Annotated in this window: 24 protein-coding genes and 1 pseudogene; 12 read left to right on the plus strand and 13 right to left on the minus strand. The window is 70.1% G+C overall.

The window, feature by feature from the left end; translation table 11 throughout:
- Window positions 1–77: 77 nt before the first annotated feature.
- The 4 genes from dapB (at window position 78) to FVE25_RS44380 (ending at window position 3612) form a co-directional block, all read left to right on the plus strand.
- Window positions 78–815, plus strand: a complete 738-nt coding sequence (gene dapB, locus FVE25_RS44365) for a 4-hydroxy-tetrahydrodipicolinate reductase (RefSeq protein ID WP_157253539.1) — start codon at window positions 78–80, stop codon at window positions 813–815.
- A gap of 140 nt (window positions 816–955) precedes the next feature.
- Window positions 956–1441 carry a GNAT family N-acetyltransferase gene (locus FVE25_RS44370; RefSeq protein WP_157253540.1) on the plus strand — a complete coding sequence of 162 codons (486 nt, stop codon included), beginning with the start codon at window positions 956–958 and terminating at the stop codon, window positions 1439–1441.
- A gap of 9 nt (window positions 1442–1450) precedes the next feature.
- Window positions 1451–2113 carry a TenA family protein gene (locus FVE25_RS44375; protein ID WP_157253541.1) on the plus strand — a complete coding sequence of 221 codons (663 nt, stop codon included), beginning with the start codon at window positions 1451–1453 and terminating at the stop codon, window positions 2111–2113.
- Complete coding sequence (locus tag FVE25_RS44380) at window positions 2104–3612, plus strand: PucR family transcriptional regulator (RefSeq protein ID WP_157253542.1); 1509 nt, start codon at window positions 2104–2106, stop codon at window positions 3610–3612. The genes FVE25_RS44375 and FVE25_RS44380 overlap by 10 nt, the downstream gene beginning before the upstream one ends.
- Here FVE25_RS44380 and FVE25_RS44385 read toward each other — a convergent pair.
- Genes FVE25_RS44385 through FVE25_RS44400 form a run of 4 tightly spaced genes read right to left on the minus strand, consistent with a single transcriptional unit; the run spans window position 3609 to window position 8322 of the window.
- Window positions 3609–4250, minus strand: coding sequence for a winged helix-turn-helix transcriptional regulator (locus FVE25_RS44385; protein ID WP_157253543.1), 642 nt, complete (start codon window positions 4248–4250; stop codon window positions 3609–3611). The two genes, FVE25_RS44380 and FVE25_RS44385, sit on opposite strands and share 4 nt — an antisense overlap.
- A 15-nt stretch (window positions 4251–4265) precedes the next feature.
- Window positions 4266–5252 (minus strand): adenosine deaminase, encoded by a 987-nt coding sequence (add, locus tag FVE25_RS44390; RefSeq protein WP_157253544.1) that lies wholly within the window; start codon window positions 5250–5252, stop codon window positions 4266–4268.
- The gene (locus tag FVE25_RS44395) at window positions 5249–6970 is read right to left on the minus strand and encodes an adenine deaminase (RefSeq protein WP_157253545.1); all 1722 of its coding nucleotides are present in this window, start codon (window positions 6968–6970) and stop codon (window positions 5249–5251) included. Before FVE25_RS44395 ends, add begins: the two co-directional genes overlap by 4 nt.
- Entirely contained in the window at window positions 6967–8322 is a 1356-nt protein-coding gene (locus FVE25_RS44400) for a purine-cytosine permease family protein (RefSeq protein WP_246268426.1), read from the minus strand. The genes FVE25_RS44395 and FVE25_RS44400 overlap by 4 nt, the downstream gene beginning before the upstream one ends.
- A 160-nt stretch (window positions 8323–8482) precedes the next feature.
- Here FVE25_RS44400 and FVE25_RS44405 point away from each other — a divergent pair, with 160 nt between their 5' ends.
- The gene (locus tag FVE25_RS44405) at window positions 8483–9193 is read left to right on the plus strand and encodes a siderophore-interacting protein (RefSeq protein ID WP_219825921.1); all 711 of its coding nucleotides are present in this window, start codon (window positions 8483–8485) and stop codon (window positions 9191–9193) included.
- Between the two features lie 6 nt (window positions 9194–9199).
- Here the strand turns inward: FVE25_RS44405 and FVE25_RS44410 are convergent, their stop codons facing one another.
- The 3 genes from FVE25_RS44410 to FVE25_RS44420 are packed head-to-tail and all read right to left on the minus strand — an operon-like array spanning window position 9200 to window position 11244.
- On the minus strand, window positions 9200–10072 hold the full coding sequence (locus tag FVE25_RS44410) for a 1,4-dihydroxy-2-naphthoate polyprenyltransferase (protein ID WP_157253547.1): 873 nt from the start codon (window positions 10070–10072) through the stop codon (window positions 9200–9202).
- Window positions 10073–10087: 15 nt separating this feature from the next.
- Entirely contained in the window at window positions 10088–10696 is a 609-nt protein-coding gene (locus FVE25_RS44415; protein ID WP_157253548.1) for a GNAT family N-acetyltransferase, read from the minus strand.
- 44 nt (window positions 10697–10740) lie between these two features.
- Window positions 10741–11244: a CGNR zinc finger domain-containing protein gene (locus tag FVE25_RS44420; RefSeq protein ID WP_157253549.1), complete on the minus strand. Its 504-nt coding sequence runs from the start codon at window positions 11242–11244 to the stop codon at window positions 10741–10743.
- A 50-nt stretch (window positions 11245–11294) separates the two neighbouring features.
- On the opposite strand from FVE25_RS44420, the gene FVE25_RS44425 reads away from it, so the two are divergent.
- Window positions 11295–11600 (plus strand): antibiotic biosynthesis monooxygenase family protein, encoded by a 306-nt coding sequence (locus FVE25_RS44425; protein WP_157253550.1) that lies wholly within the window; start codon window positions 11295–11297, stop codon window positions 11598–11600.
- Here the strand turns inward: FVE25_RS44425 and FVE25_RS44430 are convergent.
- Complete coding sequence (locus FVE25_RS44430; RefSeq protein ID WP_157253551.1) at window positions 11576–12178, minus strand: TetR/AcrR family transcriptional regulator C-terminal domain-containing protein; 603 nt, start codon at window positions 12176–12178, stop codon at window positions 11576–11578. The genes FVE25_RS44425 and FVE25_RS44430 overlap by 25 nt on opposite strands.
- A 52-nt stretch (window positions 12179–12230) precedes the next feature.
- Between FVE25_RS44430 and FVE25_RS44435 the strand changes: the two genes are divergently transcribed.
- Window positions 12231–12959 carry an alpha/beta fold hydrolase gene (locus FVE25_RS44435; RefSeq protein ID WP_157253552.1) on the plus strand — a complete coding sequence of 243 codons (729 nt, stop codon included), beginning with the start codon at window positions 12231–12233 and terminating at the stop codon, window positions 12957–12959.
- Here the strand turns inward: FVE25_RS44435 and FVE25_RS44440 are convergent.
- Window positions 12956–14329: an MFS transporter gene (locus tag FVE25_RS44440; RefSeq protein ID WP_246268428.1), complete on the minus strand. Its 1374-nt coding sequence runs from the start codon at window positions 14327–14329 to the stop codon at window positions 12956–12958. The genes FVE25_RS44435 and FVE25_RS44440 overlap by 4 nt on opposite strands.
- Before the next feature lie 96 nt (window positions 14330–14425).
- Here FVE25_RS44440 and FVE25_RS44445 point away from each other — a divergent pair, with 96 nt between their 5' ends.
- Window positions 14426–14998: a helix-turn-helix domain-containing protein gene (locus FVE25_RS44445; protein ID WP_157253553.1), complete on the plus strand. Its 573-nt coding sequence runs from the start codon at window positions 14426–14428 to the stop codon at window positions 14996–14998.
- Here FVE25_RS44445 and FVE25_RS44450 read toward each other — a convergent pair.
- Window positions 14995–16392 carry an aminotransferase-like domain-containing protein gene (locus tag FVE25_RS44450; RefSeq protein WP_181019911.1) on the minus strand — a complete coding sequence of 466 codons (1398 nt, stop codon included), beginning with the start codon at window positions 16390–16392 and terminating at the stop codon, window positions 14995–14997. The genes FVE25_RS44445 and FVE25_RS44450 overlap by 4 nt on opposite strands.
- Here FVE25_RS44450 and FVE25_RS44455 point away from each other — a divergent pair.
- The 4 genes from FVE25_RS44455 (at window position 16391) to FVE25_RS44475 (ending at window position 19336) form a co-directional block, all read left to right on the plus strand.
- Window positions 16391–17305, plus strand: coding sequence for a DMT family transporter (locus FVE25_RS44455; RefSeq protein ID WP_157253554.1), 915 nt, complete (start codon window positions 16391–16393; stop codon window positions 17303–17305). The genes FVE25_RS44450 and FVE25_RS44455 overlap by 2 nt on opposite strands.
- A gap of 43 nt (window positions 17306–17348) precedes the next feature.
- A complete protein-coding gene (locus tag FVE25_RS44460) occupies window positions 17349–18371 on the plus strand; it encodes a hypothetical protein (protein ID WP_157253555.1) in 1023 nt (340 codons plus the stop codon).
- Window positions 18372–18381: 10 nt separating this feature from the next.
- The gene (locus FVE25_RS44465; protein WP_157253556.1) at window positions 18382–18714 is read left to right on the plus strand and encodes a hypothetical protein; all 333 of its coding nucleotides are present in this window, start codon (window positions 18382–18384) and stop codon (window positions 18712–18714) included.
- Between the two features lie 223 nt (window positions 18715–18937).
- On the plus strand, window positions 18938–19336 hold the full coding sequence (locus FVE25_RS44475; protein ID WP_157253558.1) for an ASCH domain-containing protein: 399 nt from the start codon (window positions 18938–18940) through the stop codon (window positions 19334–19336).
- On the opposite strand, the gene FVE25_RS44480 is transcribed toward FVE25_RS44475, so the two are convergent.
- The 3 genes and pseudogenes from FVE25_RS44480 to FVE25_RS54085 all read right to left on the minus strand — a co-directional run.
- On the minus strand, window positions 19326–19799 hold the full coding sequence (locus tag FVE25_RS44480) for a GntR family transcriptional regulator (RefSeq protein ID WP_157253559.1): 474 nt from the start codon (window positions 19797–19799) through the stop codon (window positions 19326–19328). The genes FVE25_RS44475 and FVE25_RS44480 overlap by 11 nt on opposite strands.
- A 40-nt stretch (window positions 19800–19839) precedes the next feature.
- Entirely contained in the window at window positions 19840–20328 is a 489-nt protein-coding gene (locus tag FVE25_RS44485; protein ID WP_246268429.1) for a GntR family transcriptional regulator, read from the minus strand.
- A 1121-nt stretch (window positions 20329–21449) separates the two neighbouring features.
- Window positions 21450–21604 (minus strand): annotated as a pseudogene (locus tag FVE25_RS54085) (transposase); the annotation flags it as partial.
- Window positions 21605–21620 lie beyond the last annotated feature (16 nt).

Raw genomic sequence — 21620 nt, forward strand, 5'->3', positions numbered from 1 at the left:
CTTGCGCGTTCTTGGGGAACGTCGGTGAGGCGGGTGGCGCGGGGGCGGCCTGCCGTAACTCTTAGTAAAGTGAGCGCGTGATCAGAGTTGGGGTGTTGGGCGCTCGCGGACGGGTGGGCGTCGAGGTGTGCAAGGCGGTCGAGGCGGCCTCCGACATGGAGCTCGTGGCCGCCGTCGACCAGGGCGACGACATCGAGAACCTGACCGGCGCCGAGGTGGTGGTGGACTTCACCCACCCCGACGTGGTCATGAAGAACCTCGAATGGTGCATCTCCCACGGAATCCATCCGGTGGTGGGGACGACGGGGTTCGACGAGGAACGGCTGGCCGCCGTGCGCGGGTGGCTGGAGCGGTTCCCGGCGACGAACTGCCTGATCGCCCCCAACTTCGGCATCGCGGCGGTGCTCATGATGCACTTCGCCCAGCAGGCCGCCCGCTTCTTCGAGTCGGCCGAGATCGTCGAGCTGCACCACCCGAACAAGGCCGACGCCCCCTCCGGCACCGCCCGCCGTACGGCTGAGCTGATCGCCGAGGCGCGCGCGAAGGCGGGCTCCGCGCCGATGCCGGACGCGACCACCACCGGGCTCGACGGCGCGCGCGGCGCGGACGTCGGCGGCGTGCGCGTTCACGCGGTACGGCTGGCCGGCCTGATCGCCCACCAGGAGGTGCTGCTGGGCGGTGACGGCGAGACGCTCACGATCCGGCACGACACGATGAACCGGGCGGCGTTCACCCCGGGCGTGCTGCTGGGCGTGCGGCGGGTGCGTGAGGTGCCGGGGCTGACCGTCGGGCTGGAGCACCTGCTCGACCTCTGAGTGTCCCCTGGGACGGCGTGCCCGCGTCCGGGACGCGGGCACGCCGTGCGGAGGGGTTCCCGGCTCCGCACAAGCCAGGTACGCGATCATCACACTAAACGCACGCGACACAGTGCGGTGGAACATGAGACCGTGTCGCCATGGTGCGATGGGCGAAACCGGGGGAGCTCGCCCGGCTGGTCGAGGTCGAGCAGGCGGCGGACGGGCTGTTCGTGCAGGTGGGGATAGAGTTTCCGCCCGGCACGACGATGGTCGAGGAGGCGGGTGACCTCGGTTCCGTGCTGGTCGAGGGTGAGCCCGCGGCGGGGTTCGCGATGGTCGGCTGGGCCGACGGGAATGTCCATCTCGACCAGCTGGCGGTGCATCCGGAGCGGATGCGGCAGGGGATCGGCGGGCGGCTCGTGGCGGCCGTGCTCGATCATGCGCGGGCCGTGGGGGCGCCGGCGGTCACGCTCACGACGTTCCGGGACGTGCCGTGGAACGCTCCGTGGTACGCGCGGCACGGGTTCGCCACGCTGGACGCGGCGGCGTGGGGGCCCGAGGTGCGCAAGATCGTCGAGCATGAGCGGGACCTCGGCATCGAGGTGGCCCCGCGCGTGGTGATGCGGGCCGAGCTGGGTCGATAGCCTGGGTGGGTGAGCCGGTTCCGTGAAGAGTTGTGGCAGGTCGTGGGCGGGGTCTATGAGCAGATCGCGGCCCACCCGTTCCTCACGGGACTGACCGACGGGTCGTTGCCCCGGGAGGCGTTCCGCCACTATGTGGTGCAGGAGGCGCATTTCCTGCCCGACTACGCTCGCGCGCAGGCGGCCGTGGCGGCGCGGGCGCCGGATCCGGCGGCGGTGCAGACCTTCGCCCGCGACGCGGCCATGACGGTCGAGGTCGAGCACAGCCTGGTGGCCGAATTGCTGGCGGCGTTCGGGCTGGAGGAGGCGGACGCGCGCAAGGTGCCCGCGGGTCCGGCGACCGTCGGCTACGCGTCCTACCTGGTCCGGACCTGTTCGCTGGGGACCTTCGGCGAGGCGCTGGGCGCGCTGGTGCCCTGTTACTGGTTCTACGCCCGGATCGGGGAGGCGCTGCTGCGGCGTTCGTCGCCGGATCCGCTCTACGCCTGGTGGATCGAGACGTACGGCGCGCAGGCATACCAGGAGACCGTGGCCGAGGCCCTCGACCTGCTCGACGGGCTGCCGCTCGGCGCCGACGAGCGGGAGCGGCTGCTGGAGAAGGCGTTGACCACGGCCCGGTTCGAGTGGATGTTCTGGGATGCCGCCTGGCGCCGGGAGGGCTGGCCATGCGGCTGAGGGAGCTGGTCCAGGCCGATCACCTCGCGTTGAAGGTGCTGACCGGGCACGATCTGCTCGACCGGCAGGTGCGCGGCGTGTCCACGACGGACCTGGCCGAGCCGTCCAGGTTCGTGAAGCCGGGGGAGTTGGTGCTGACGGAGCTGACCTGGCACACCGGCGCCGACTCATCCCGAAATTTCGTGAAGGCGCTGGGTGATGTGGCGGCGCTCGTCTCCGGCACCGCGCTCAAGGGCGTCCCCCTCGACCTGATCGACGCCTGCGCCGAGGCCGGGCTGCCCCTGCTCACCCTGCCCGTCGAGGTGCCCTTCAGCCACGTCACCGAGCACGTCCTGCGCACGCTGATCACCGAGCTCGGCAGCGCGCCCCGCAGCCGGTACGGCTCCCGCCGCCGCCTAGCCAGCACGCTGGTGGACGGCGGCAGCCTCACCAAGGTGGTCACCGCGGTCGCCGGGGAACTGGACGTGCCCTGCTGGGTGATGTCGCCGACCGGCCGGGTCGTCGTCGGCTCCCAGCCGCTGTCCGAGGAGGAGCGCGTCCGCCTGGCCCGCACCTTCCTCACCGCCCGCCACCTGCCGGGGATGGTCGGCGGGCTGTCGGTCTTCCCGATCAGCAAGGGCGCCCCGCACCGGATCGCGAACTGGTTCCTGGCCTACGCCGGCCAGCAGGCGCAGGGCGACAACGAGGATCTCGTCGTGGAGCTGGCGGCGCTGGTGGCGTTGGAGCGCTCCCGGCTGGAGGCGGCCCAGCGGATCGAGCGGCGCGTGTTCGACCAGCTCCTGGAGCTGCTGGAATCCGGGGACGCGGCGCTGCCCGGCGTGGTCTCCCGGCTGCACACGCTGCACGTGGAGACCGAGCACGGGTTGCTGGTGGTCGCCCTGTCCGTGGCCGGCGGTGACGACGTGGGCGTCGCCGTACTCGATGAGCTGCTGCGGCCGCTCGCGCCCGGGATCGTCACCGCGGCCGACGGCGCGGCGATCGCGCTGGTGCCGCTGGCCGGGAACACCGCGCGGGAGCTGACCGAGCACGTCCTGGCCGGCGCGCGGCGGCTGGAGGCGGGGCTGGGCGAGGGGCGGATCGCGCTGGGCGTCAGCAACGTGACCACCGGACCGGCGGCGCTCAGCGGGCTGATCGAGGAGGCCAGGCACGCGCGGGCGCTGGCGGCGCTGAGCGGCGAGCGGGTCAGCGTGATCACCGGTGACGACGTGAGCTCGCACCGCACGCTGCTGGCGGCGATTCCGCCGGATCTGCGGCGGTCGTTCCGGACGCGGCTGCTGGGGGCGCTGGAAGCCTACGACGCGGCCAACCAGACGGACCTGCTGGAGACCCTCCAGGCGTTCCTGGAGGAGTCGGGCAACTGGACCGCCACCGCCGAACGCCTGCACGTGCACGTCAACACACTGCGCTACCGGATCAAGCGCGTCGAAGAGCTCACCGGCCGCTCGCTGAACTCCTGGGACGAACGCGTGGACTTCATGCTGGCCGTGCGCATGCGCTAGAGGTGCACCATCTCGATCAGTTGCTTCAGCAGGCCCGGGTCCCCGGTCAGGCGCACGTGCCCGGCGGCGATCGCCTCGTCGGGGGTGAGCTCGCGGGCCAGCACCGACTTGAACTGCGGCTCGGCCTCGATGACCAGGTCCGGGCGGACGGCGGGGCCTTCGTTGACGGTCAGCGAGCCGTCCTCCACGACGATGGCCAGCACGATCTCGCCGATCCGCAGCTCGTAGCCCGCCCGGACGCCGAGCGCGGCCTCGGGGCGGAAAGCGCTGCGGATGCCCATGATCAGCAGCTCCGGCGTGATGATCTCGCCGGGCCGGGGCTCGCCGAGCGCGCGGGCGCCCCAGCGGCCGAGCATCAGCACGATCGGCTCCAGCTCGCGGCCGGAGGGGGTGAGCTCGTAGACGACCGAGCCGTCGGGCCGGGGCAGGACGCGGCGATGGATGATCCCCGCCGCCTCCATCTCCTTCAGCCGGGCCGAGAGGATGTTGGTCGGGATCTTGGGCAGCCCTTTGCGCAGGTCCGTGTAGCGGCGGGGGCCCACGAACAGGTCCCTGACGATGAGCAGGGCCCAGCGTTCGCCGACCATCTCGAGGGCCCGCGCCAGGCCGCAGTACTGCCCGTACTCCCGTTTCCCCATACTTGTTTTTAGCAACTAAGGGGCGTAGGCGTCCACTTCGGCCAGGTAGGCGTCCTTGACGTGCCGCGGCAGCCAGGTGATCTCGAAGGCGTTGCGCTGCAGCTGCCTGAGATCCTCCTCGGGGAAGTTGAGCACCTCGAGGTTCTCGGCCACGTAACCCATGAAGTAGGCCGGGTCGTCGGAGTTGATCGTGACCCGGACGCCCAGGTCGAGCAGCTTGCGGATGCCCTCGATCTTCATCGAGTCGGTGACGTAGCCGTTGGAGATCGGGCAGCAGGTCAGCCCGATGCCCTTGTCCAGGATCTCGTCGACCAGCCGCGGGTCCTCCAGGATGTTCACCCCGTGATCCACCCGGTTGACCCCGATGTCCTGGATCGCCTGGCGGATGTGCTCGACAGAATTGTCCTGGTCCACGTCGCAGTGCATGGTCAGCAGGTACCCCTCCTGCCGCGCCCGCTCGTACACCGCGGCGAACTTGGCCGGCGGGTTGCCCTTCTCATCGGAGTCCAGGCCGATGCCGGCGATCCACTCCTTGTAGGGCAGCGACTCCAGCAGCGTCGCCATCGCGTACTCGGCCTGGAAGTCGCGCAGGAAGCACATGATGAGCTGGGCCCGCACGTCGAGCTGGCTCTCGGCGTCGATGAGCGCCCGCCGCAGCCCGCGGATCACCACGTCGAACGGCACGCCGCGCGAGGTGTGCGCCTGCGGGTCGAAGAAGATCTCCGCGTACCGGACGTTCTGCTCCTTGGCCCTGCGCAGGTATCCCATGGCCAGGTCGTAGAAGTCGGGCTCGGTGCGCAGCACCCCCATGCCCTCGTAGTAGATCTTGAGGAACGACGGCAGGGAGTCGAAGTCGTAGGCCGCCCGCATCTCCTCGACGCTCCGGTACGGCAGGGCGATCCCGTTGCGCCGGGCCAGCTCGAACTTGAGCTCCGGCTCCAGCGTCCCCTCGATGTGCAGGTGAAGCTCGCACTTGGGCAGCCCGGCGATGAACTCACTCACTGAATGACCTCCACGATCTCGAGGTTGACGCAATCCACCAGGCCGAGATCGGTCACGGCGTAGTCGGGGATCGCGGTGATGGACAGGAAGAACAGGTACATCAGCGGCGCCGGCAGCGTGCAGCCCAGCTCGCGCGCGAGGTCGTCGAGGCGCTGCTCGGCCACGGCCATCTCGGCGGCGGGCAGGTCGGCGACGATGCCGGCGATCGGCAGCGGCAGCCGCTCGCGGACCTCGCCGTTCACCACGATGACCTGGCCGCCGCCCATCTCGCTGACCGCGTTGACCGCGACCGCCATGTCCGCGCGGAAGGCGCCGACGCAGATGATGTTGTTGTCGTCCGGGGCGGCGCTGGTGGCGATGGCGCCTTCGCGGATGCCCATGCCGCTGACCACGGCCACGGGCATGTTGCCGGCCTTGCCGTACCGCTCGACGACGGTCACGAGGAGGGCATCCTGCTCGACCGAGGGCTCGACGACGCCGTTGACGACGGGCAGCGTCACGTCGCGGCGCTTGCGCACGAAGACCTGCTCGGTGAAGCCGATGGCCAGCACGTTCACCTGGGTTTCGTCGCTGCGCAGGGCGAAGTCGTCGGCAGTGACCGTTTTAACAGGAAATTTCGTGACCTCGCCGCGTGCGGGGGGGATCGTCGGGGTGAGCATGCGGCCCTCGCGGGCGACCAGCCTGCCGGCGGAGACCACCTCGCGCACCCGGAAGTCCTCCAGGGAGTCGACGATGAGCACGTCGGCGAAACGGCCGGGCGCGATGCTGCCCACCTTGTCGTCGATCCGGTACATCTCCGCGCAGTTGACCGTGGCCATCTGGATGGCGGTGACCGGGTCCACCCCGGCCTTGACCGCCATGCGCACCAGCTTGTCCATGTGCCCACCGGCCAGGACGTCGGCGGCGTGCACGTCGTCGGTGCAGAAGGCCACCCTGCGCGCGCCGGCCTTGCCGACGACCTGGATGTTCTCCTCCAGGAAGTGGGCCACCGAGGATTCGCGCACGATGGCGTAGATACCCTGGCGCAGCTTTTCCAGCATCTCCTCGTGGGAGTAGGACTCGTGGTCGAGCCGGATCCCGGCGGCGGCCAGGCCCGCGATCCGGCGGGCGTCCGAGAGGGGCGCGCAGCCGAAGACCGGCAGCCGGTGCTTCTCGGCCAGTTCCAGAGCCTGCATCACCGCCGGGTCGCCGTGTTCGACCATCTCCTGGACGGTTTCCCACACGCCGACGCACTCGGGCCAGGTGTGGGCCTCGCGGTGCTCGTCGGGGCCGAAGGTGAAGCCGACGGTGCTCTGGGGCACGGTGTACGGCGCTTTCGCGGGGGCGCCCCACCAGATCCGCATCCCGGTTTTCTTCGACTCATCCAGAAATTTCCGGACTCCGGGCAGGCCCTCGACCACGAGCACCTGGTCCAGCCCCGACACCACGCTCGTGGTCCCGAGCGGCACGACCAGATCGGCGAAACTGGAGACGGACAGCTTGCTGCACTCGATGTGCAGGTGCCCGTCGATCAGGCCCGGGACCAGGTACCCGCCTCCGGCGTCGATCACCCGGGTGTCGGGCCCCAGGGGAAGGCTGGGCCCGACAGCGGCGATGCGATCCTGAAATATCCCGATCTCTGCGGGGTAGACCTCGCCCGTCAAGACGTTGACCAGCGTGCCGTTGGTGATGATCGTGTCAGCCGGCCGCCTGCCGTACGCCACGTCGAGCAGTGTCATCGAGCCCCCTCGAGAACAGGAACGGATACCGGCCCGCGGTCCAGCACGGCGTAAACCGCACCGGCCACCAGGAACCCGGCGAAGATGCTGAAGTCGGTGCCGCCCGTGGCCTGGGAGATCCAGCCGGAGAAGGCGGTGGAGTTGATCCAGAGCGCTGCGGCGGCCATGCCCGCGACCTGGGCGATGATGGCCGCCCAGCGGACCTGGCCGGGGCCGTCCTCGTCGAACAGCGCGCGGGCGTCGTAGCGGCCCTTCCTGCGCAGCCAGTCGGTGACGTACACGCCCGCCCACGGCGCCAGCCAGATGATGAGCAGGCCCAGGAACGTGTTGAGCATCGTGTTGAAGTTCTCCGACGTCACCGCCACGTACGTGATGACCACGCACAGGACGAGGTCGGCCACCACCGCCACCCATCGTTTCACCTTGATGCCGGCGGCCTGCAGGTTCAACCCCGACGAGTACAGGTCGGTGGTGTTGACCGCGAACAACGAGACGATGGCCAGCAGCAGGTACGGCACCACGAACCAGGACGGCAGCGCCCCCGGCAGCCCGGAGATGGGGTCGGCCGCGTCCTTCACCACGGTCGCGACGGCCGCGCCGAGGGTCATCAGCAGCACGTACGGCAGGAAGCCGCCCAGGAAGGCGTACCCGAACACCGCCTTCTTGGAGGAGCCGGCCGGAAGGTAACGCGAGTAGTCGCCGCCCAGCGGCCCCCAGGACAGCCCGCCCGCCGACATGATCAGGGCGACGGCCACCGTGAACGTGGTGAAGTCCGCCCCGCCTCCGGCCGAGACGTCGACCTTCGGCCCGACCAGGATCGCCATCAGCCCGAAGAGCAGCACGAAGATCCAGGTGAAGTACTTCTGGGCCTTCATCACCGCGGCGTGGCCGATCAGCGGCAGCACGAGCTGGATGAGCGCCGCGACGAGGATGACGGTGACCTTGAGCCCGAGGCTGCTGGTGTCCATGCCGGTCTGCCCCAGCAGGGACAGCGCGGCGAAGGTGATCAGCACCATGCCGCCGGCCTCGAAGCCGACCATGTTGAGCCAGCCGAAGAAGCTGAGCAGACGGGCGCCCTTCGGGCCGTAGGCGGCGCGGGAGACGGTCATGGTGGAGGTGCCGGTGGCCGGGCCCTGCAGGCTGGTCAGCCCGACGAGCGGGAAGGCCAGCAGGTTGCCGACGAGGATGGCGGCCACCGCCTGCCAGAAGCTCAGCCCGAAGGCGGCCACGACCGTGGTGCCGTAGACGAGGGTGAAGATGCCCATCGTCGTGCCGGTCCACAGGAAGAGCAGGTCACGCGGGCGCCCATACCTCTCTCCGGCGGGGACCAGCTCGATCCCGCGTTGCTCCATGGCATCCTCCCAGGCAGGTATTTCCCTCAGTGAACCAAACAGGGCTGACCTGGGCATTTATCCGAATATACGAGCTTGCTCGAGTGGGCTTGTCGGCGAATACAAAAAGATCACGATATATCTAGACGCGCAGAGCGCCGTTGAGATTAAGATCCAAAGTGTGAATATCGGGAAGCTAGTTATCGACCGGCTGCTCGTCACCGCCACCGTAGCGAAGATCGGGATGTCCACGCGGCGCATGCGCCTGATCAGGCTGGAAGGGCCCGCCCTCGCCGGGCTGTCCTGGACGCCGGGGCAGCATGTGCGCATCCTGGTCGGCGATATACGGGAAGTCTGGCGCCGCCCCGGCGACATGCTGCGTACGTATTCGATCTGGGATCTGGACAGCACAGGGCTGGAGTTGCTCGTGCTCGACCACGGCGAAGGACCCGGTGCCCAATGGGCCCGTGCCGCTCAGCCTGGTGACGAGGTCTCCTTCAAAGGTCCGGAGGGCACCTTCGTCACCCGGGCCGCGCCGTACCACGTGTTCGCCGGAGACGAGACGGCGAGCGTCACCTTCGGCGCGATGCTGCGCCATCTGAGCGAGCCGTTCCACGGGGTCGTGGAGGTCGACACCTCCGAGGACGTCCTGCCCCTTCCGGACGGCATCACCTGGACCTTCCGCGAGGGCAGGAGCGCCGCCTCCTCCAGCGAACTGGCCGGCGCGGTGGCGGCACTCGACCTTCCATCCGAGCCCGGCCTCGCCTACCTGGCCGGCGAGGCACGCACGATCCAGCTGGTCAGAGCCCACCTGGTCAACGAGCGCGGCTGGCCGCGCCGCAATGTGATCACCAAGCCCTACTGGACGCCCGGCAAGACGGGGCTCGACTAGCGCCCGCTAGATGAGCGCCAGCCCCACGGAGAACAGCAGTCCGAACGCCAGTTGCAGCTTGCCCGTCGCCTGGAGGACCCCGATCAGGGCCGGGCCGACGGCACCCCCCAGCACGGTGCGGATCGGCGCGATCGCCAGCGGGGCCGCCAGCAATGCCAGCGCCACCCACGGCGAAACGGTCACCATCGCCAGCACCGCCATGAACGGGACGACCAGGCAGGCGGCGTACAGCACCCGGGTGCGCTCGGCGCCCAGGACGACGGCGAGCGTCTTCTTGCCCGCCGGGCCGTCGGTGTGCACGTCGCGCAGGTTGTTGACCACCAGCATCGAGCACGACAGCAGGCCGATCGGGACCGAGGCGGCCAGGGCGACCGTGGAGATGTACTCGACCTGGACGAAGGTCGTGCCGGCCACCGGGACCACGCCGAAGAAGACGAAGACCGCCAGCTCGCCCAGGGCGCGGTAGCCGTACGGGGTCGTGCCGCCGGTGTAGAACCAGGCGGCGGCGATCGCGGCGGCGCCGACCAGGATGATCCACCACGCCTGGGTGAGGACGACCAGGACCAGCCCGGCCACGGCGGCGGCGGCGAAGCAGCCCAGGGCGGCCACCAGCACCTGCCGCGGCGTGGCGACCTTGGAGCCGACCAGGCGCATCGGGCCCACGCGGCGGTCGTCGGTGCCGCGCACGCCGTCGCTGTAGTCGTTGGCGTAGTTGACGCCGATCTGCAGCAGCAGCGCGACGAGGAGGGCGAGGACGGCACGCCACCAGTTGACGTCACCGAGTCCGAAGGCGACGCCGGTGCCGACCATGACCGGGACGACGGCGTTGGGCAGGGTGCGCGGACGCGCACCGGCGATCCACTGGCCGGGGGTTGCCATGTTCTCCTAGTACCTCTAGCTGATGTCCGTGCTGAGCCTGACCATGCGGATCGGCCGGCCCATGTCGAGCACGCGTTCTGCCATGTCCTCGCCCCACCCGGCCGACTCCAGGAAGCCGAGCACCGCGTAGTTGTCGGCGAAGGCCCACGTGACGATCTGGCGGAAGCCGTCCTCGCGCAGGTGGTCGACGGTGGCGTTGAGCAGGCGGCTGCCGTGCCCGCGGCGGACGAAGTCGGGGTCGACCAGGAGTGTCAGCATCTCGGCGACGACGGTCGGGTCGAGATCGGGGTCCTCGGCCGGGGCGTGGGAGGCGAGGCCCACCACGCGCTCGCCGCCGCGCGGGGTGGCGGGTGCGCCGTGGCCGCCGACGCCCAGCGCGGGGAAGCCTTCGGTGTCGAGGATGGTCTCGACCGCCACGAGCACCCGGTGCCGGGGTGTGGGCGGGGCGACGATCGCCTCGTCCCACTGGCGCAGCCACATCTTCTCGGCCGCCGGACCGGTCATCTGCTCAAGCGGCCCCTCGGGAAGAAATTCCCGGTAGCCGTAGCGCCAGGCGCGGACCTGAACGTTCGCAACCTGGAGCACATCCTCGCGCCGGGCCGCCCGGACGCCTACGTCTGCCATTTTCGGCCCGCTCCTTCGCCTGCCGTCATGCCACACGGCACGAGTTACACCGTATCGGTGTTTGAGCCTTGGAGACGACGCGAACCATGCTTCCTCGCCCGATATGCACGGGTTTTCGTGCGGTTGCCGCAGACCTTCATCGAGCACCAAGAGCGCGAACGGTTCTTGGAGGCGTCGATGAACGCCCACTGGCAGGTGCCTTCCGAGCAGACCTTCAGGCGCTCCCAGCCCGGATCGAGTACGGCTGCCGCGATCGTGGCCAGTCCGCCGGGCACGCCGGCGCTCATCGGCGCCAGCCGGGGCGTGCCGTCGATCGTCACCCGCAGCGCCAGCCCGGGAAGGTCCACCGGCGCCGCGCGGCGCAGCCCGGCCCGCAGCGCCTCGCGCAGCGCGATCGCGGTGGTCAGGTCGTCGTCGACGGCCCGGTCGCCCTCCGCGGCCAGGCCCCGCTCGCGCAGCCACAGGGCCAGCTCGGCGGGTGAGGTCAGCTCGTCGGCGTCGGTCTCCACGTCGTAGGTGTTCACGAAATCACGTACGAGCTCCAGCATGAAACCACTGTAGCGTGATGGGTGGTGTCTAATCTGGAGAGGAGCGATCGATGATCGTCCGCATCTGGCGGGGCTGGACCCGCACGGCCGACGCCTCCGCCTACGAGGACTACCTGCTGCGCACCGGCTTTCCCGGCTATACCGCCACGCCGGGCAACCTGGGGGTGCGGTTCACGCGGCGCGACGACGGGGACCGGACCGAGTTCCTGTTGATCTCGTTCTGGGAGTCGTGGGAGGCGATCGAGGCGTTCGCCGGGGCACAGCCCTCCCAGGCCGTCTTCTATCCCGACGACGACGCCTACCTGGTCGACCGGGAGCGGACCGTCTCCCACTACGAGGTGTTCGCCAGCGCCTGAGCCGTCCCGTTGACCAGGGCGAGCAGCCCGTGCTCGAAGGTCGCCTCGTTCAGCGCGCCGCCCGTCCCCGCGACGGCGGCGCGCAACGTGGGCCCGGGCGTGCCGTCCCAGCGTCCCCGGCCCTCGGTCTGCTCGCGCAGGACGACGCCGAGCGTGTAGTGGGACAGGGCGCTGATCGTGCGCAGCGCCAGGCCGGGGGTGAAGCCGGCCGCGACCATGGCGTCGAGTTCCTCCTCGAACAGGTCGATCGCCTCCTGGCTGAGGCTCGTGGCGCCGGCGACCAGCCGGGCGCCGTCCCGATGGGACTTCAGGCTGGCGCGGTAGGCGCGGGCGCGGCGGATGAGCCAGTCCTGCCAGGATTCGCCGGGTTTCGGGGGGCCCATGCCGGCGGCCAGCACGATGACGTCGGCCATGCCGTCCAGGAGGTCCTGCTTGGTGGTGATGTGCCAGTAGAGGGCGGGTGACTGCACGCCCAGCTCGGTGGCCAGCCTGCGCACGGTCAGGCCGTCGAGCCCTGTCTCGTCCAGCAGGCGGAGCCCGGTCTCGATGAGCAGCTGCCGGGTCAGCTTCTTGTTCACACCTCACCTTAGCAGTGCTAAATTCGTCCTTAGCAGTGCTAAGGAGGCTGGGATGTCCGGGATTCTCGTGTTGCACGCCGGGCTGGACGACGGGTTCATGTGGCGCAAGGTCGCCGCCCTGCTCCGTCCCCACTACACGGTCGAGGTGCCGTGCCGGTTGCAGTACCAGCCGTCGCGGGGGCCTGCGGCGAGCATGGCGCAGGAGGCCGAGGCGGCGCTGGCCGTGGCCGCTCGCATGGCCGGCCCGGTCCTGGTCGTCGGGCACTCCTCGGGCGCGGTGCTGGCCCTGGAGTGCCTGCTGGCCGGCTCGTTCGCGGGCGGCGTCCTCTACGAGCCGCCCGTCATCGTCGACACCACGCTGGGCGGCGCCGCCACCGAACGCGCCCGCCTGGCCAGGGACCGCGGCCAGATGACGAGCGCCATGCGGGTCTTCCTCCGCGACGTCGTCCGCGTCCCAGCCTGGCAGGCGTCCCTGGGCGCCCTCGCCGTTACCGTGATCCCCAGGCTCCGCCGCCTGGCCCCCCGGCAGATCGACGACCTTCTGGCCATCGAAGCCCTCGGCAACCGGCTCCGGGACTACGCGGGCATCAGGGAACCCGTCGTACTGCTCGGCGGCGACCGCAGCCCCGCCCACCTGGGAGAGCGGCTCGACGCACTGGAGCGGACCCTGCCGCACGCCACCCGGGTGGTCCTGCCCGGCCAGGGCCACACCGCCCAGGACCGGGCGCCGGAGAAAGTGGCTCAGGTGATCCTGGAGCACGCCGCCCGCGTGCTGGTCTAGGTATTGCGGCCGGACACGCGGGCGACGAGGAAGAGGAGTGCTCCACAGGCGGCGACCAGGATCCAGCCCGGGCGGGAGGCGTGCGCGATTCCCTCCGGGCCGGTGGTCGTGACCAGGCCGCCGGCCAGGGCGACGCCGAGAGCCGAGCCGAGTTGCCGGGCGGTCGAGGTGATCGCCCCGGCCACGCCGGCGCGAGCGGGCGGCAGGCCGCCGACCGCGGTGTTGGTGATCGGAGCGTTGGCGAAACCGAAGCCGATGCCGATGAGCGCGTAGGCCGTCAGAAGCAGGGGCACGCCGGTGTCCGGGGTGAGCCCGGTCAGGCAGAGCCCACCGGCCGTGATGAAGCCGCCGGCCAGGAGCAGCGGCGGCCGCGGCCCCCTGCTGCCGGTCAGCCGGCCGGACCACGGCGCGCAAACAGCCGCTCCGGCGGCCAAGGGCAGGGTCGCCATCCCGGCGGCCAGCGGCGCCCATCCCCGGGTGTGCTGCAGGTAGAGCGTGGTCAGCAACAGCGTCACGCTCAGGGCGACGAAGACCGCCACCGCGCCCAGGACGGCACCGCCGAAGGCCGGACGCCCGAAGAGCCGCAGATCCATCAGCGGCTCACGCCGGCGCCACTCGACCCGCACGAACGCGACCGTCGCCACAGCGGCCCCGGCGTACCCCGCCAGCGCCACGGGGGAGGTCCAGCCGATGCGCGGCCCTTCGATGAGGACGCCGACCACGGCTCCGATGACGACGATCAGCAGAACCTGGCCGGGCACGTCGAGCCGCCGCGGCTGCTTCCCCGCCCCGGACTCCGGTACGAACACCGCGCTGAGCACCAGGGCGGCCACGACGACCGGCACGTTGACCCAGAACAGCGACTGCCAGCCCAGCCCCGCGAGCAGAGCACCGCCCGTGACGGGACCTGCGGCCATGCTCAGCCCGAACACCGACGCCCAGACACCGATCGCCTGTGCCCGCTCCTTCGGGTCCGGCATCGCGTTCACCACGATCGCGAGGGCCACGGGGCTGAGCATCGAGGCGCCGGCACCCTGCACGGCACGGGCCGCGATGAGCACCCCCGCCGACGGGGCGAGCGCGCAGACCAGCGACGCCACGCCGAACACCGCCAGCCCGCACTGGAACACCCGCCGGCGGCCGAAACGATCCGCGAGCGCGCCGGAGGAGATCAGGAGCGCGGCCATGACGAGGGTGTAGGCGTCCACGATCCATTCGAGCCCGCGCATCCCGACGTCCAGGCCGCGCCCGATCGCCGGCAGGCCCACGTTGACGATGGTGGTGTCCAGGCCCACCAGAAACATGCTCAGACAGCAGACGGCCAGCACCGTCCAGCGCCTGCGCGCACTCAACAGGGGTTGAACGGTCACGGTCCACCTCGCACATCCGGGAACACTGCCCGGCAAGGCTCGGACCAGGGGAGGCCGACCGTCCACGAAGTTTGCGAAGACTGCAAAACTGGATCCATGGACGCGGAGCTGGAGCGGATCCTCGACGACATCGGGCCACGGCTGCGCAGGCTGCGCCGGGAACGGGGACTCACGCTCGAGACGCTCGCGGCCACGACCGGGATCTCGGTGAGCACGCTGTCCCGGGTGGAATCCGGCAAAAGGCGCCCGACGCTGGATCTGCTCATCCCCCTGGCACGGGCCCACCGCGTCGCACTCGACCAACTGGTGGCGGCGCCGGCCAGCGGTGATCCTCGGGTGCATCTCCGACCCCTGCGCCGGAGGCGGGGCAGCGTCCTCGTGCCCCTGACGCAGTACCCGGGCCGCGTGCAGGTGTTCAAGCAGGTGCTGGCGCCCCGCGAGCCGCAGCTGGTGACCCATGAGGGCTATGAGTGGCTTTATGTCCTCGCGGGTGAGCTGCGCGTCATTCTCGGCACGCGGGAGTTCACACTGCGGCCCGGCGAGGTGGCCGAGTTCGACACCAGCGAGCCGCACTGGTTCGGTCCCGCGGACACGAACGCCGTGGAGATCCTGCACCTGTTCGGGCCGAGAGGCGACCAGGCCGTCGTCCGTGCCACGCCGGATCCTTAGCCGGCGTCCATGGCCTCGGCCAGGCGGCGTACCCCCTCGGCCACCTGGCTCGCGTGTGCCGCCGCCATGAAGGTGAGCCGCAGCCGCGGGCCCGGCGGCTCTGACGGGTAGTACATGCGTCCCGGGCTGACCAGCACACCGTTGCGGTAGGCCGCCTCGACCAGGGCGGACTCGTTCACGTGCGGCGGCAGCCGTACCCAGACGTGCTTGCCGCCGCGCGGCAGCAGGTGCAGCTCGGCGGCGGGCAGGCGGGCGGCGAGGGCGGTGGCGAGCGTGTCGCGGCGGACGGCGATCTCGGCGTGCACGGTGCGCAGATGGCGCTCCCACGCGGGGGAGCCGACGAACTCCAGCGCCGTCTCCTGCAGCGGCCGCGCCACGAAGAACGACTCCACGAGCTGGCTGGCCCGCAGCCGGTGCGCGGCCGGGCCGCGGGCGACCACCGCGGCCACCCGCAGGCTCGGGGCGAGGATCTTGGTGAGCGAGCTGACGTGCACGACCGTGCCGTCGGGGTCGAGCGCGACCAGGGACGGCGGCGCCTGGTCGGCCAGGTAACGCAGCACGTCGTCCTCGATCACGAACGCCCCGGCCGCCCGCGCCACGCTGATCACCTGCTCGCGCCGCTCGCGGGTGAGCGTCGCGCCGGTCGGGTTGTGCAGCGTGGGCTGGCAGTAGAACACCCGCGCTCCGGTGACGGCGAACGCCTCGGCGAGCAGGTCGGGCCGCACGCCGTCGCGGTCCATGGGTACGGCTGTCGCGCGCAGCCCGGCTGCCTTGGCCGCGGCCAGTGCGCCGGGGTACGTGGGCGTCTCGACCAGGACCGGGGTTCCGGGTGCGGCCAGGGACCGGAACGCGTGTGAGAGGGCGGACTGCCCGCCGCTGACGATGAGCGCGTCGGCAGCGGTCACGTCCCCGCCGGCCTGGAGGGCGAACCAGCGGCGCAACTCGGGCAGGCCGGTCAGCGGCGGCATCGCCCAGGCGTCCGGCCTGCGGGCGGCCCGGCTCGCCGCGGCGGCGAGCTGCTTGGAGGGGCGCAGAGCAGGGTTCAGGTAGCCGCCGGTCAGCGGGATGACGTGGTCGGGCGGGGCGGCGAGCAGCGAGGTCACCGCCTGGTCGTCGACGACCCGGTCGCCCAGGGCGACGGTCTGCCAGGACATGTCCGGTTCGGTGGCCGGATTCGCCGTGGTCCGGCGAGCCACGAACGCGCCGGCGCCCGGCCTGGTGACGACCCGTCCCTCGGCGGTGAGCTGCCCGATCGCCCGCGACACCGTGACCGGGCTGACGCCGTGGCGGCGCATGATCTCCCGGCTGGACGGCAGGCGGTCGCCCGGCTGGAGCCTGGCGACCTCTTCGCGCAGCATCGCGGCTATGTGGGCGATACTGCTATCGTGGTTCATGAGTACACAGAATAGCGCTATCGTCGCTCCTGGAGTAGCGGTCTCCCGGGCCCGGCGCGGGACGACCTTGGCCTTCCTGGGGGTTCTGTCGTTCTCCGGCTCGTTCCCGGCGACCGTCTTCGCGATGCGCGGCTTCGACCCGTGGCTGGTGGCGATCGGCCGGGCGGCGCTGGCGGCGGTGATCGCGCTGATCTGCCTGCGGGCGGCGGGTGTGCCGCTGTTGCCGCCGCGACGGTTGTGGCGGTCCTATGCGCTGATTTCGCTGGGCGTCGTCTTCGGCTTCCCGGTTTTCAGCGGCCTCGCGCTGGCGATGGGCGCCGGGACCGCGCACTCCGCCGTGGTCATCGGCCTGCTGCCCGCCGCCACCGCCGCCTTCGCGGTGCTGCGCGCGGGGGAGCGCCCGCGGCCGTTGTTCTGGGTGGCGTGTACGGCCGGCGCCGTCGCGATCACCGCGTTCACCTTCACCCGCACTGGCGGCGCCACCGCGGCCTGGGCCGACCTGCTCCTGGTCGCCGCCCTGTTGTCCGCGGCCGTCGGGTACACCGAAGGCGGGCGGCTGGCCCGGTCGGTGCCCGGGTGGCAGGTCATCTCCTACGCCCTGGTGCTGTCGCTGCCCGTGACCCTGCCGGTGACCGTGGTGCTGTCGGCGACCACCCCGGTGCTGTGGAGCGGCGAGGCGGTGGCCGGTTTCGCCTACGTCGGACTTATCTCGATGTTTCTAGGATTTATCCCTTGGTATGCGGGTCTGGCCCAGGGCGGGATCGCCCGCGCCGGCCAGACCCAGCTCACCCAGCCCCTGCTCACGCTGGTGTGGGCCTGGGTTCTCCTCGGTGAACGCTTCGGGTGGGTCACGGTTGCCGCGGCGCTGGCCGTACTCGTGTGCGTGGCCCTGACCCAGCGCGCCCGTACTTGAATCACATGACACCAGCGCGCACGATGAGAGTCGGAGGTGTCACATGGCCGACCTCACCGTGCCCGAAGGCGGCTTCTGGCCCGCGCCGGAGATCCCGCAGCCGAACATCTACCCGATGGAATGGCGCGTGGAGACCGAGAAACTCGCGGCCATCTACGAGAAGTCGAAGACCATGCTCTGGAACCCCGCCGACCTGCCCTGGGACGGCCTCGTGGCCGCGGACTTCACCCGGGAGCAGCGGCTGGGGATCATGTACTGGTTCGCCGTGCTCGCCAACTTCGACGCCTCGGGGCCGGCGGTCTTCGCCCGGGCCACGATCCAGGCGTTCGAGAAGCACGAGGAGGATCCCGTCCGGAAGTGCTTCTTCTCCATCACCCGCGATGAGATGAACCACGAGGAGTGCTGCCAGCGGGTCATCGCCCGGCTGTGGCCAGGCGGCCCCCTGGACTGGACGCCCGCCGACGGCCTCGAACAGGCCGCGCACAACAACATCGGGTGGCTCTACCACAACGGCGGGCGGTACTGGACCGGATACACCGCCGCCGTCGGCAAGTACTCGCTGCCTGTGCTGTTCACCAGCTTCATGATGGGCGAGATGGCGGCCTCGACCCTGTTCCGGGGCATGGCGTCAGGCACGCGGCATCCGGTGTTCGCGGAGATGTTCCAGCGGATCGGGCGGGATGAATCCCGGCATCTGCAGATTTGCATGACCATCCTGGAGAACGAGTGGCCCGGGTTGACCGAGGAGGTCAAGACGTTGATCACCCGGCAGCTCCGGGCCGGGTTCGTGTTCCTGTCGATGATCCTGTGGGAGCCGCCGGAGGGGTTCTGGGAGCTGCCGCCGTACTTCCTCAACAACCATCGCGTGCTGATGGATCATGCTCGTACGGCCGGGCTCGGGGTGCTCTCGTACGAGGAGCAGGCGGAGAACTGGCGGCAGGCGATGGCCCGCGTCCGCGCGATCGTCGAGCGGTGGGGGATCGCCTTCCCCGCCATCCCCGAGCTGGACCTTGAAGGGGTCCAGGTGGATTTCATCGATCCCGAGGAGATCATCCCGGTGTTCTAACATCCGGGGTGTGGAATGGGCGTTGACGCACGGGCCGGTCGGGACGTGGCGGTCGGCATTGGGGACCGCCGGGGTGTTGCTCGGGGACGAGGTTCACTTCGGGGCCGACGGGAGCGGTGAGCTGCGGTCGTCTTCGGTGGTGTTCGGGGAGGAGCGGCTGCCCTTCCGGTGGCGGATGGTGGGATACGCGGCCGTCCACATCGGCTTTGACGACGAGGAACGGGTGGTCAGGATGGAGTTCCGGCGCCTGCAGACCGATGCCGGGGCCGTGACGGTGCTGGCCGAGCCGGGGGTTGACGCGTTCTGGCCGGCGGACGATCCGCTCGAACTGCTCAGCAGGTGACGGACCGGTGCGCGCGGCCGTCTCGATCGCGGCCAGCACCCGGTGGATGCGGACGGCGGTGTGGAAGTCCGGCCGCATCTCCCGACGCCCTGGCCCGTTTCGTCATGACGCTGACCGACGGCATCGCCGTACAAGCAGCTGCCGGCGCCACCCGGGACGACCTGACCGCCATGGCGGAAATCGCGTTGCGCTCGTGGCCCTCCACCGGCCGATAATGCGTGCCATGTGGCCACGCATCGACAACCTCAGAGTGCTGGAGCTCGGCAGCCCCGGCCCGCTGCGCGCCGAACTGAACGCCCTGGTCCTGGCCGGCCGGAAGACGGCCACCGCCGGCCACCTGGAGGCCGACTACCGCGCCGAGGGCGAGGAACTCGAGCACATCGGCGAACACCTCGTCTTCGTCGACGACGACGGCGGCCGGGTGGGCGAGGTCGAGGTCGTGGGTCTCTCGGTGATGCCGTTCGCCGCGGTCCCCTGGGAGTTCGCGGAGGCGGAGGGGGAGGGATTCCGCTCGATCGAACACTGGCGCGAAGCCCACCACCGCTTCTGGACCGCCGAAGGCCACGAGGTCAACGACGACACCGAGATCGTCTGCATCCACCTCCGCCTGGTCACGTCTTAGGCCAGGTCTCCTGAGGGCTGACGTACGTGCCGCGGGAGGGCACCGTGAAGACCCATCCCTGTTCGCGCAGATGCGCCACTGCCTTGCGGGCGGTCGCCTTGGCTACGCCGTACTGCTCCATCAGCACCTTTTCGCTGGGGATGCGGCGGTTCGGCAGCAGGGACCCGGCGAGGATGCGCTCGGTGATTCCGGCGGCTATGCGCTGATAGGCCGGCCAATACTCCATGTGGCGTGGCTGCCCTGGGGGCCCGACGAAGGTGCCGTCGCCGGGGATGGTGTGCACTAGGCCGTCTTCGCGAAGGACCTGAATGGCCCTTCGCGCGGTGGAGCGTGCAATCCGGAACTCCTGCTGCAGCTCGGCTTCGCTCGCCACCGGGGTGCCCGGAGGTGAGGCGGCGATCCGGCCTCGGAGTATCGAGGCGAGCTGGATGTAGATATGGGTTACACCCTCAGGGTCGAGCATGGGTCAAGGGTATACAGGTGATAGGACCAGTGGATAGGAGCTAGCCGGACTTGTTGATCGGCCAGTCCGCGGGATCGGCGACGTAGGTGCCTCGATAGGGCACGGTGAACGCCCAGCCCTGCTCGCGGAGCAGGGCAACCGCCTGGCGAGCGGTCACCTTGGCGACGCCGTACTGCTGCATCATGGCCTTCTCGCCGGGGATCGCGCGGTTCGGGGCGATCTCGCCGCGCTGGATGCGGTCGGCTATGTCTGCGGCGATCTTCTGGTAGATCGGCGTCTTCCGCGGCTGGCGTGGTACGCCTGGCTCTCCGACGAAAGTGCCCTCGCCTTGGATCGTGTAGACCATGCCTTGCTCGCGTAGCTCGCGGGCGACACGTCTCGCGGTGGTCCTGGCGATGTTGTAGTCGCTCTCGAGCTTGGCCTCGCTGGGCACGGGCGAGCCTGCGGGCAGCTCGCCACTTTCGATCTTCTTGCGGATCTCGTCGGCGACCTGTTTGTAGATAGGTACGGGCCCGTCTCGGTCAAGCACACATGGATTATAGGCGAAAGCGTACATGCATGCACAAAGCAGACGCTCACTTGACCCTATAGATACGTCTGACTAGACCTATGCATACGGCAAGGCTTATAGTTAGGCATCACCTGATCGGTGCGCTTGGGCGGGTGCGGCTAATGGCGGAAGCTTTTGATGATGGCTTTCCATGCGGAGGGCTTCACAGGAAGCCTCTGGTTCCGGGGGCACAGGAGATCGAGTGGCACGAAGAACGCCCACGGGCGGACTGGGTGCGAGTGCGGGATACCACCTGTTCGAACTGCCAGACCGAGTTCTATGAGCTCTGTCAGGGCGGAGGGTTGATGTTCATTCGGCACGTGATCCGCCTGAGCGAGGAGACCGTGGTGGTGTACGAGACGCCGTGGCTGCTAGCAGCAAGAGTGTGGCCGGTGTGGAGACGGTTGCTCCGGGGTGAGGTGTACTAGCGGGTTGTCGCGGCATGAGAGCGGCGGCTTCGGGCGAGGGTCTGATCGGGGCGTCCCGGAGTCGCTTTAGTGGTAGCGCCGAAGCTATCCCCTTTATGGTTTCGGCGCTCGCAGGGCTGCACCGACCGGGTAGCCCTGAGCGGTCGTGGGCGGTGTTGGAAGCCGGGCCCGTCCACGACCGCGGTGTTTGAGCTGTTGGGTGGGCTCCCCAAGCCCACGGGGGCTGCGACACCGGGGCCAGGTCTGCGTGCTGTGCCCCGGGCCGCGGTACAACCAGCCTCCCGGTGCTGGGGTTCGGCTGCTGCCGACACTGGGGCTTTGCGCTGGGCACTCCTCTCCCTCGGGAGTCCCGGCGCGGCCATGGGCTACCGGAGTGCGGGTGGCCCAAGGGGTGGTCGTGGGTGGGATGGCCTGCCCGCCCACGACTACCGATGAGTCGTGGCCAGGTCTCCGCGTCATCTCCGGGTTGATCACCTGTGGAGACCTGGCCACCCGGAACCCGCCGGGTCATGTCCATGGACTCTGCCGCCAGGTTTCGTGCAGGCCCTCGTGGGCGTCCGGGTGCTTACAGGAGGGTGGCCTTCGAGGGCGTCGATGACCCAGGCGGACTGGACGCGGACTTGGTCGGCGGTGGGCTGGTCGACGTGGTGGTACGCACCAGCGTGACCATCCGCGGCTGTGCGGTTCCAGCAGCCGGTCCGGATCGTAGGAGCCTTGCCGGAGTTGGCAATCGCGAGGTCGATCGCTCCGGCGCGGGTGTCCCCCTCGCGCTGCCGGTAACCGATGCGGGAGTCGGTCCGTTCGCTGCTGCGCTCGCCGTGGCCGGCGGTGCTGTCGGCTACG

The organism is Nonomuraea typhae (assembly GCF_009760925.1).
In the GTDB taxonomy this organism is placed as follows: Bacteria; Actinomycetota; Actinomycetes; order Streptosporangiales; family Streptosporangiaceae; genus Nonomuraea; species Nonomuraea typhae.

Bases quoted from the DNA above. Each gene is read 5' to 3' on its own strand.
- FVE25_RS44380 (WP_157253542.1), top strand. From the start codon at position 2,104: ATGCGGCTGAGGGAGCTGGTCCAGGCCGATCACCTCGCGTTGAAGGTG.
- FVE25_RS44435 (WP_157253552.1), top strand. From the start codon at position 12,231: ATGTCCGGGATTCTCGTGTTGCACGCCGGGCTGGACGACGGGTTCATG.
- FVE25_RS44415 (WP_157253548.1), bottom strand. From the start codon at position 10,696: ATGGCAGACGTAGGCGTCCGGGCGGCCCGGCGCGAGGATGTGCTCCAG.
- FVE25_RS44385 (WP_157253543.1), bottom strand. From the start codon at position 4,250: ATGGGGAAACGGGAGTACGGGCAGTACTGCGGCCTGGCGCGGGCCCTC.
- FVE25_RS44420 (WP_157253549.1), bottom strand. From the start codon at position 11,244: ATGCTGGAGCTCGTACGTGATTTCGTGAACACCTACGACGTGGAGACC.
- FVE25_RS44480 (WP_157253559.1), bottom strand. From the start codon at position 19,799: ATGCTCGACCCTGAGGGTGTAACCCATATCTACATCCAGCTCGCCTCG.
- FVE25_RS44460 (WP_157253555.1), top strand. From the start codon at position 17,349: ATGGCCGACCTCACCGTGCCCGAAGGCGGCTTCTGGCCCGCGCCGGAG.
- FVE25_RS44400 (WP_246268426.1), bottom strand. From the start codon at position 8,322: ATGGAGCAACGCGGGATCGAGCTGGTCCCCGCCGGAGAGAGGTATGGG.
- FVE25_RS44425 (WP_157253550.1), top strand. From the start codon at position 11,295: ATGATCGTCCGCATCTGGCGGGGCTGGACCCGCACGGCCGACGCCTCC.
- FVE25_RS44475 (WP_157253558.1), top strand. From the start codon at position 18,938: ATGTGGCCACGCATCGACAACCTCAGAGTGCTGGAGCTCGGCAGCCCC.
- FVE25_RS44410 (WP_157253547.1), bottom strand. From the start codon at position 10,072: ATGGCAACCCCCGGCCAGTGGATCGCCGGTGCGCGTCCGCGCACCCTG.
- FVE25_RS44445 (WP_157253553.1), top strand. From the start codon at position 14,426: ATGGACGCGGAGCTGGAGCGGATCCTCGACGACATCGGGCCACGGCTG.
- FVE25_RS44395 (WP_157253545.1), bottom strand. From the start codon at position 6,970: ATGACACTGCTCGACGTGGCGTACGGCAGGCGGCCGGCTGACACGATC.
- FVE25_RS44455 (WP_157253554.1), top strand. From the start codon at position 16,391: ATGAGTACACAGAATAGCGCTATCGTCGCTCCTGGAGTAGCGGTCTCC.
- FVE25_RS44370 (WP_157253540.1), top strand. From the start codon at position 956: ATGGTGCGATGGGCGAAACCGGGGGAGCTCGCCCGGCTGGTCGAGGTC.
- FVE25_RS44450 (WP_181019911.1), bottom strand. From the start codon at position 16,392: ATGAACCACGATAGCAGTATCGCCCACATAGCCGCGATGCTGCGCGAA.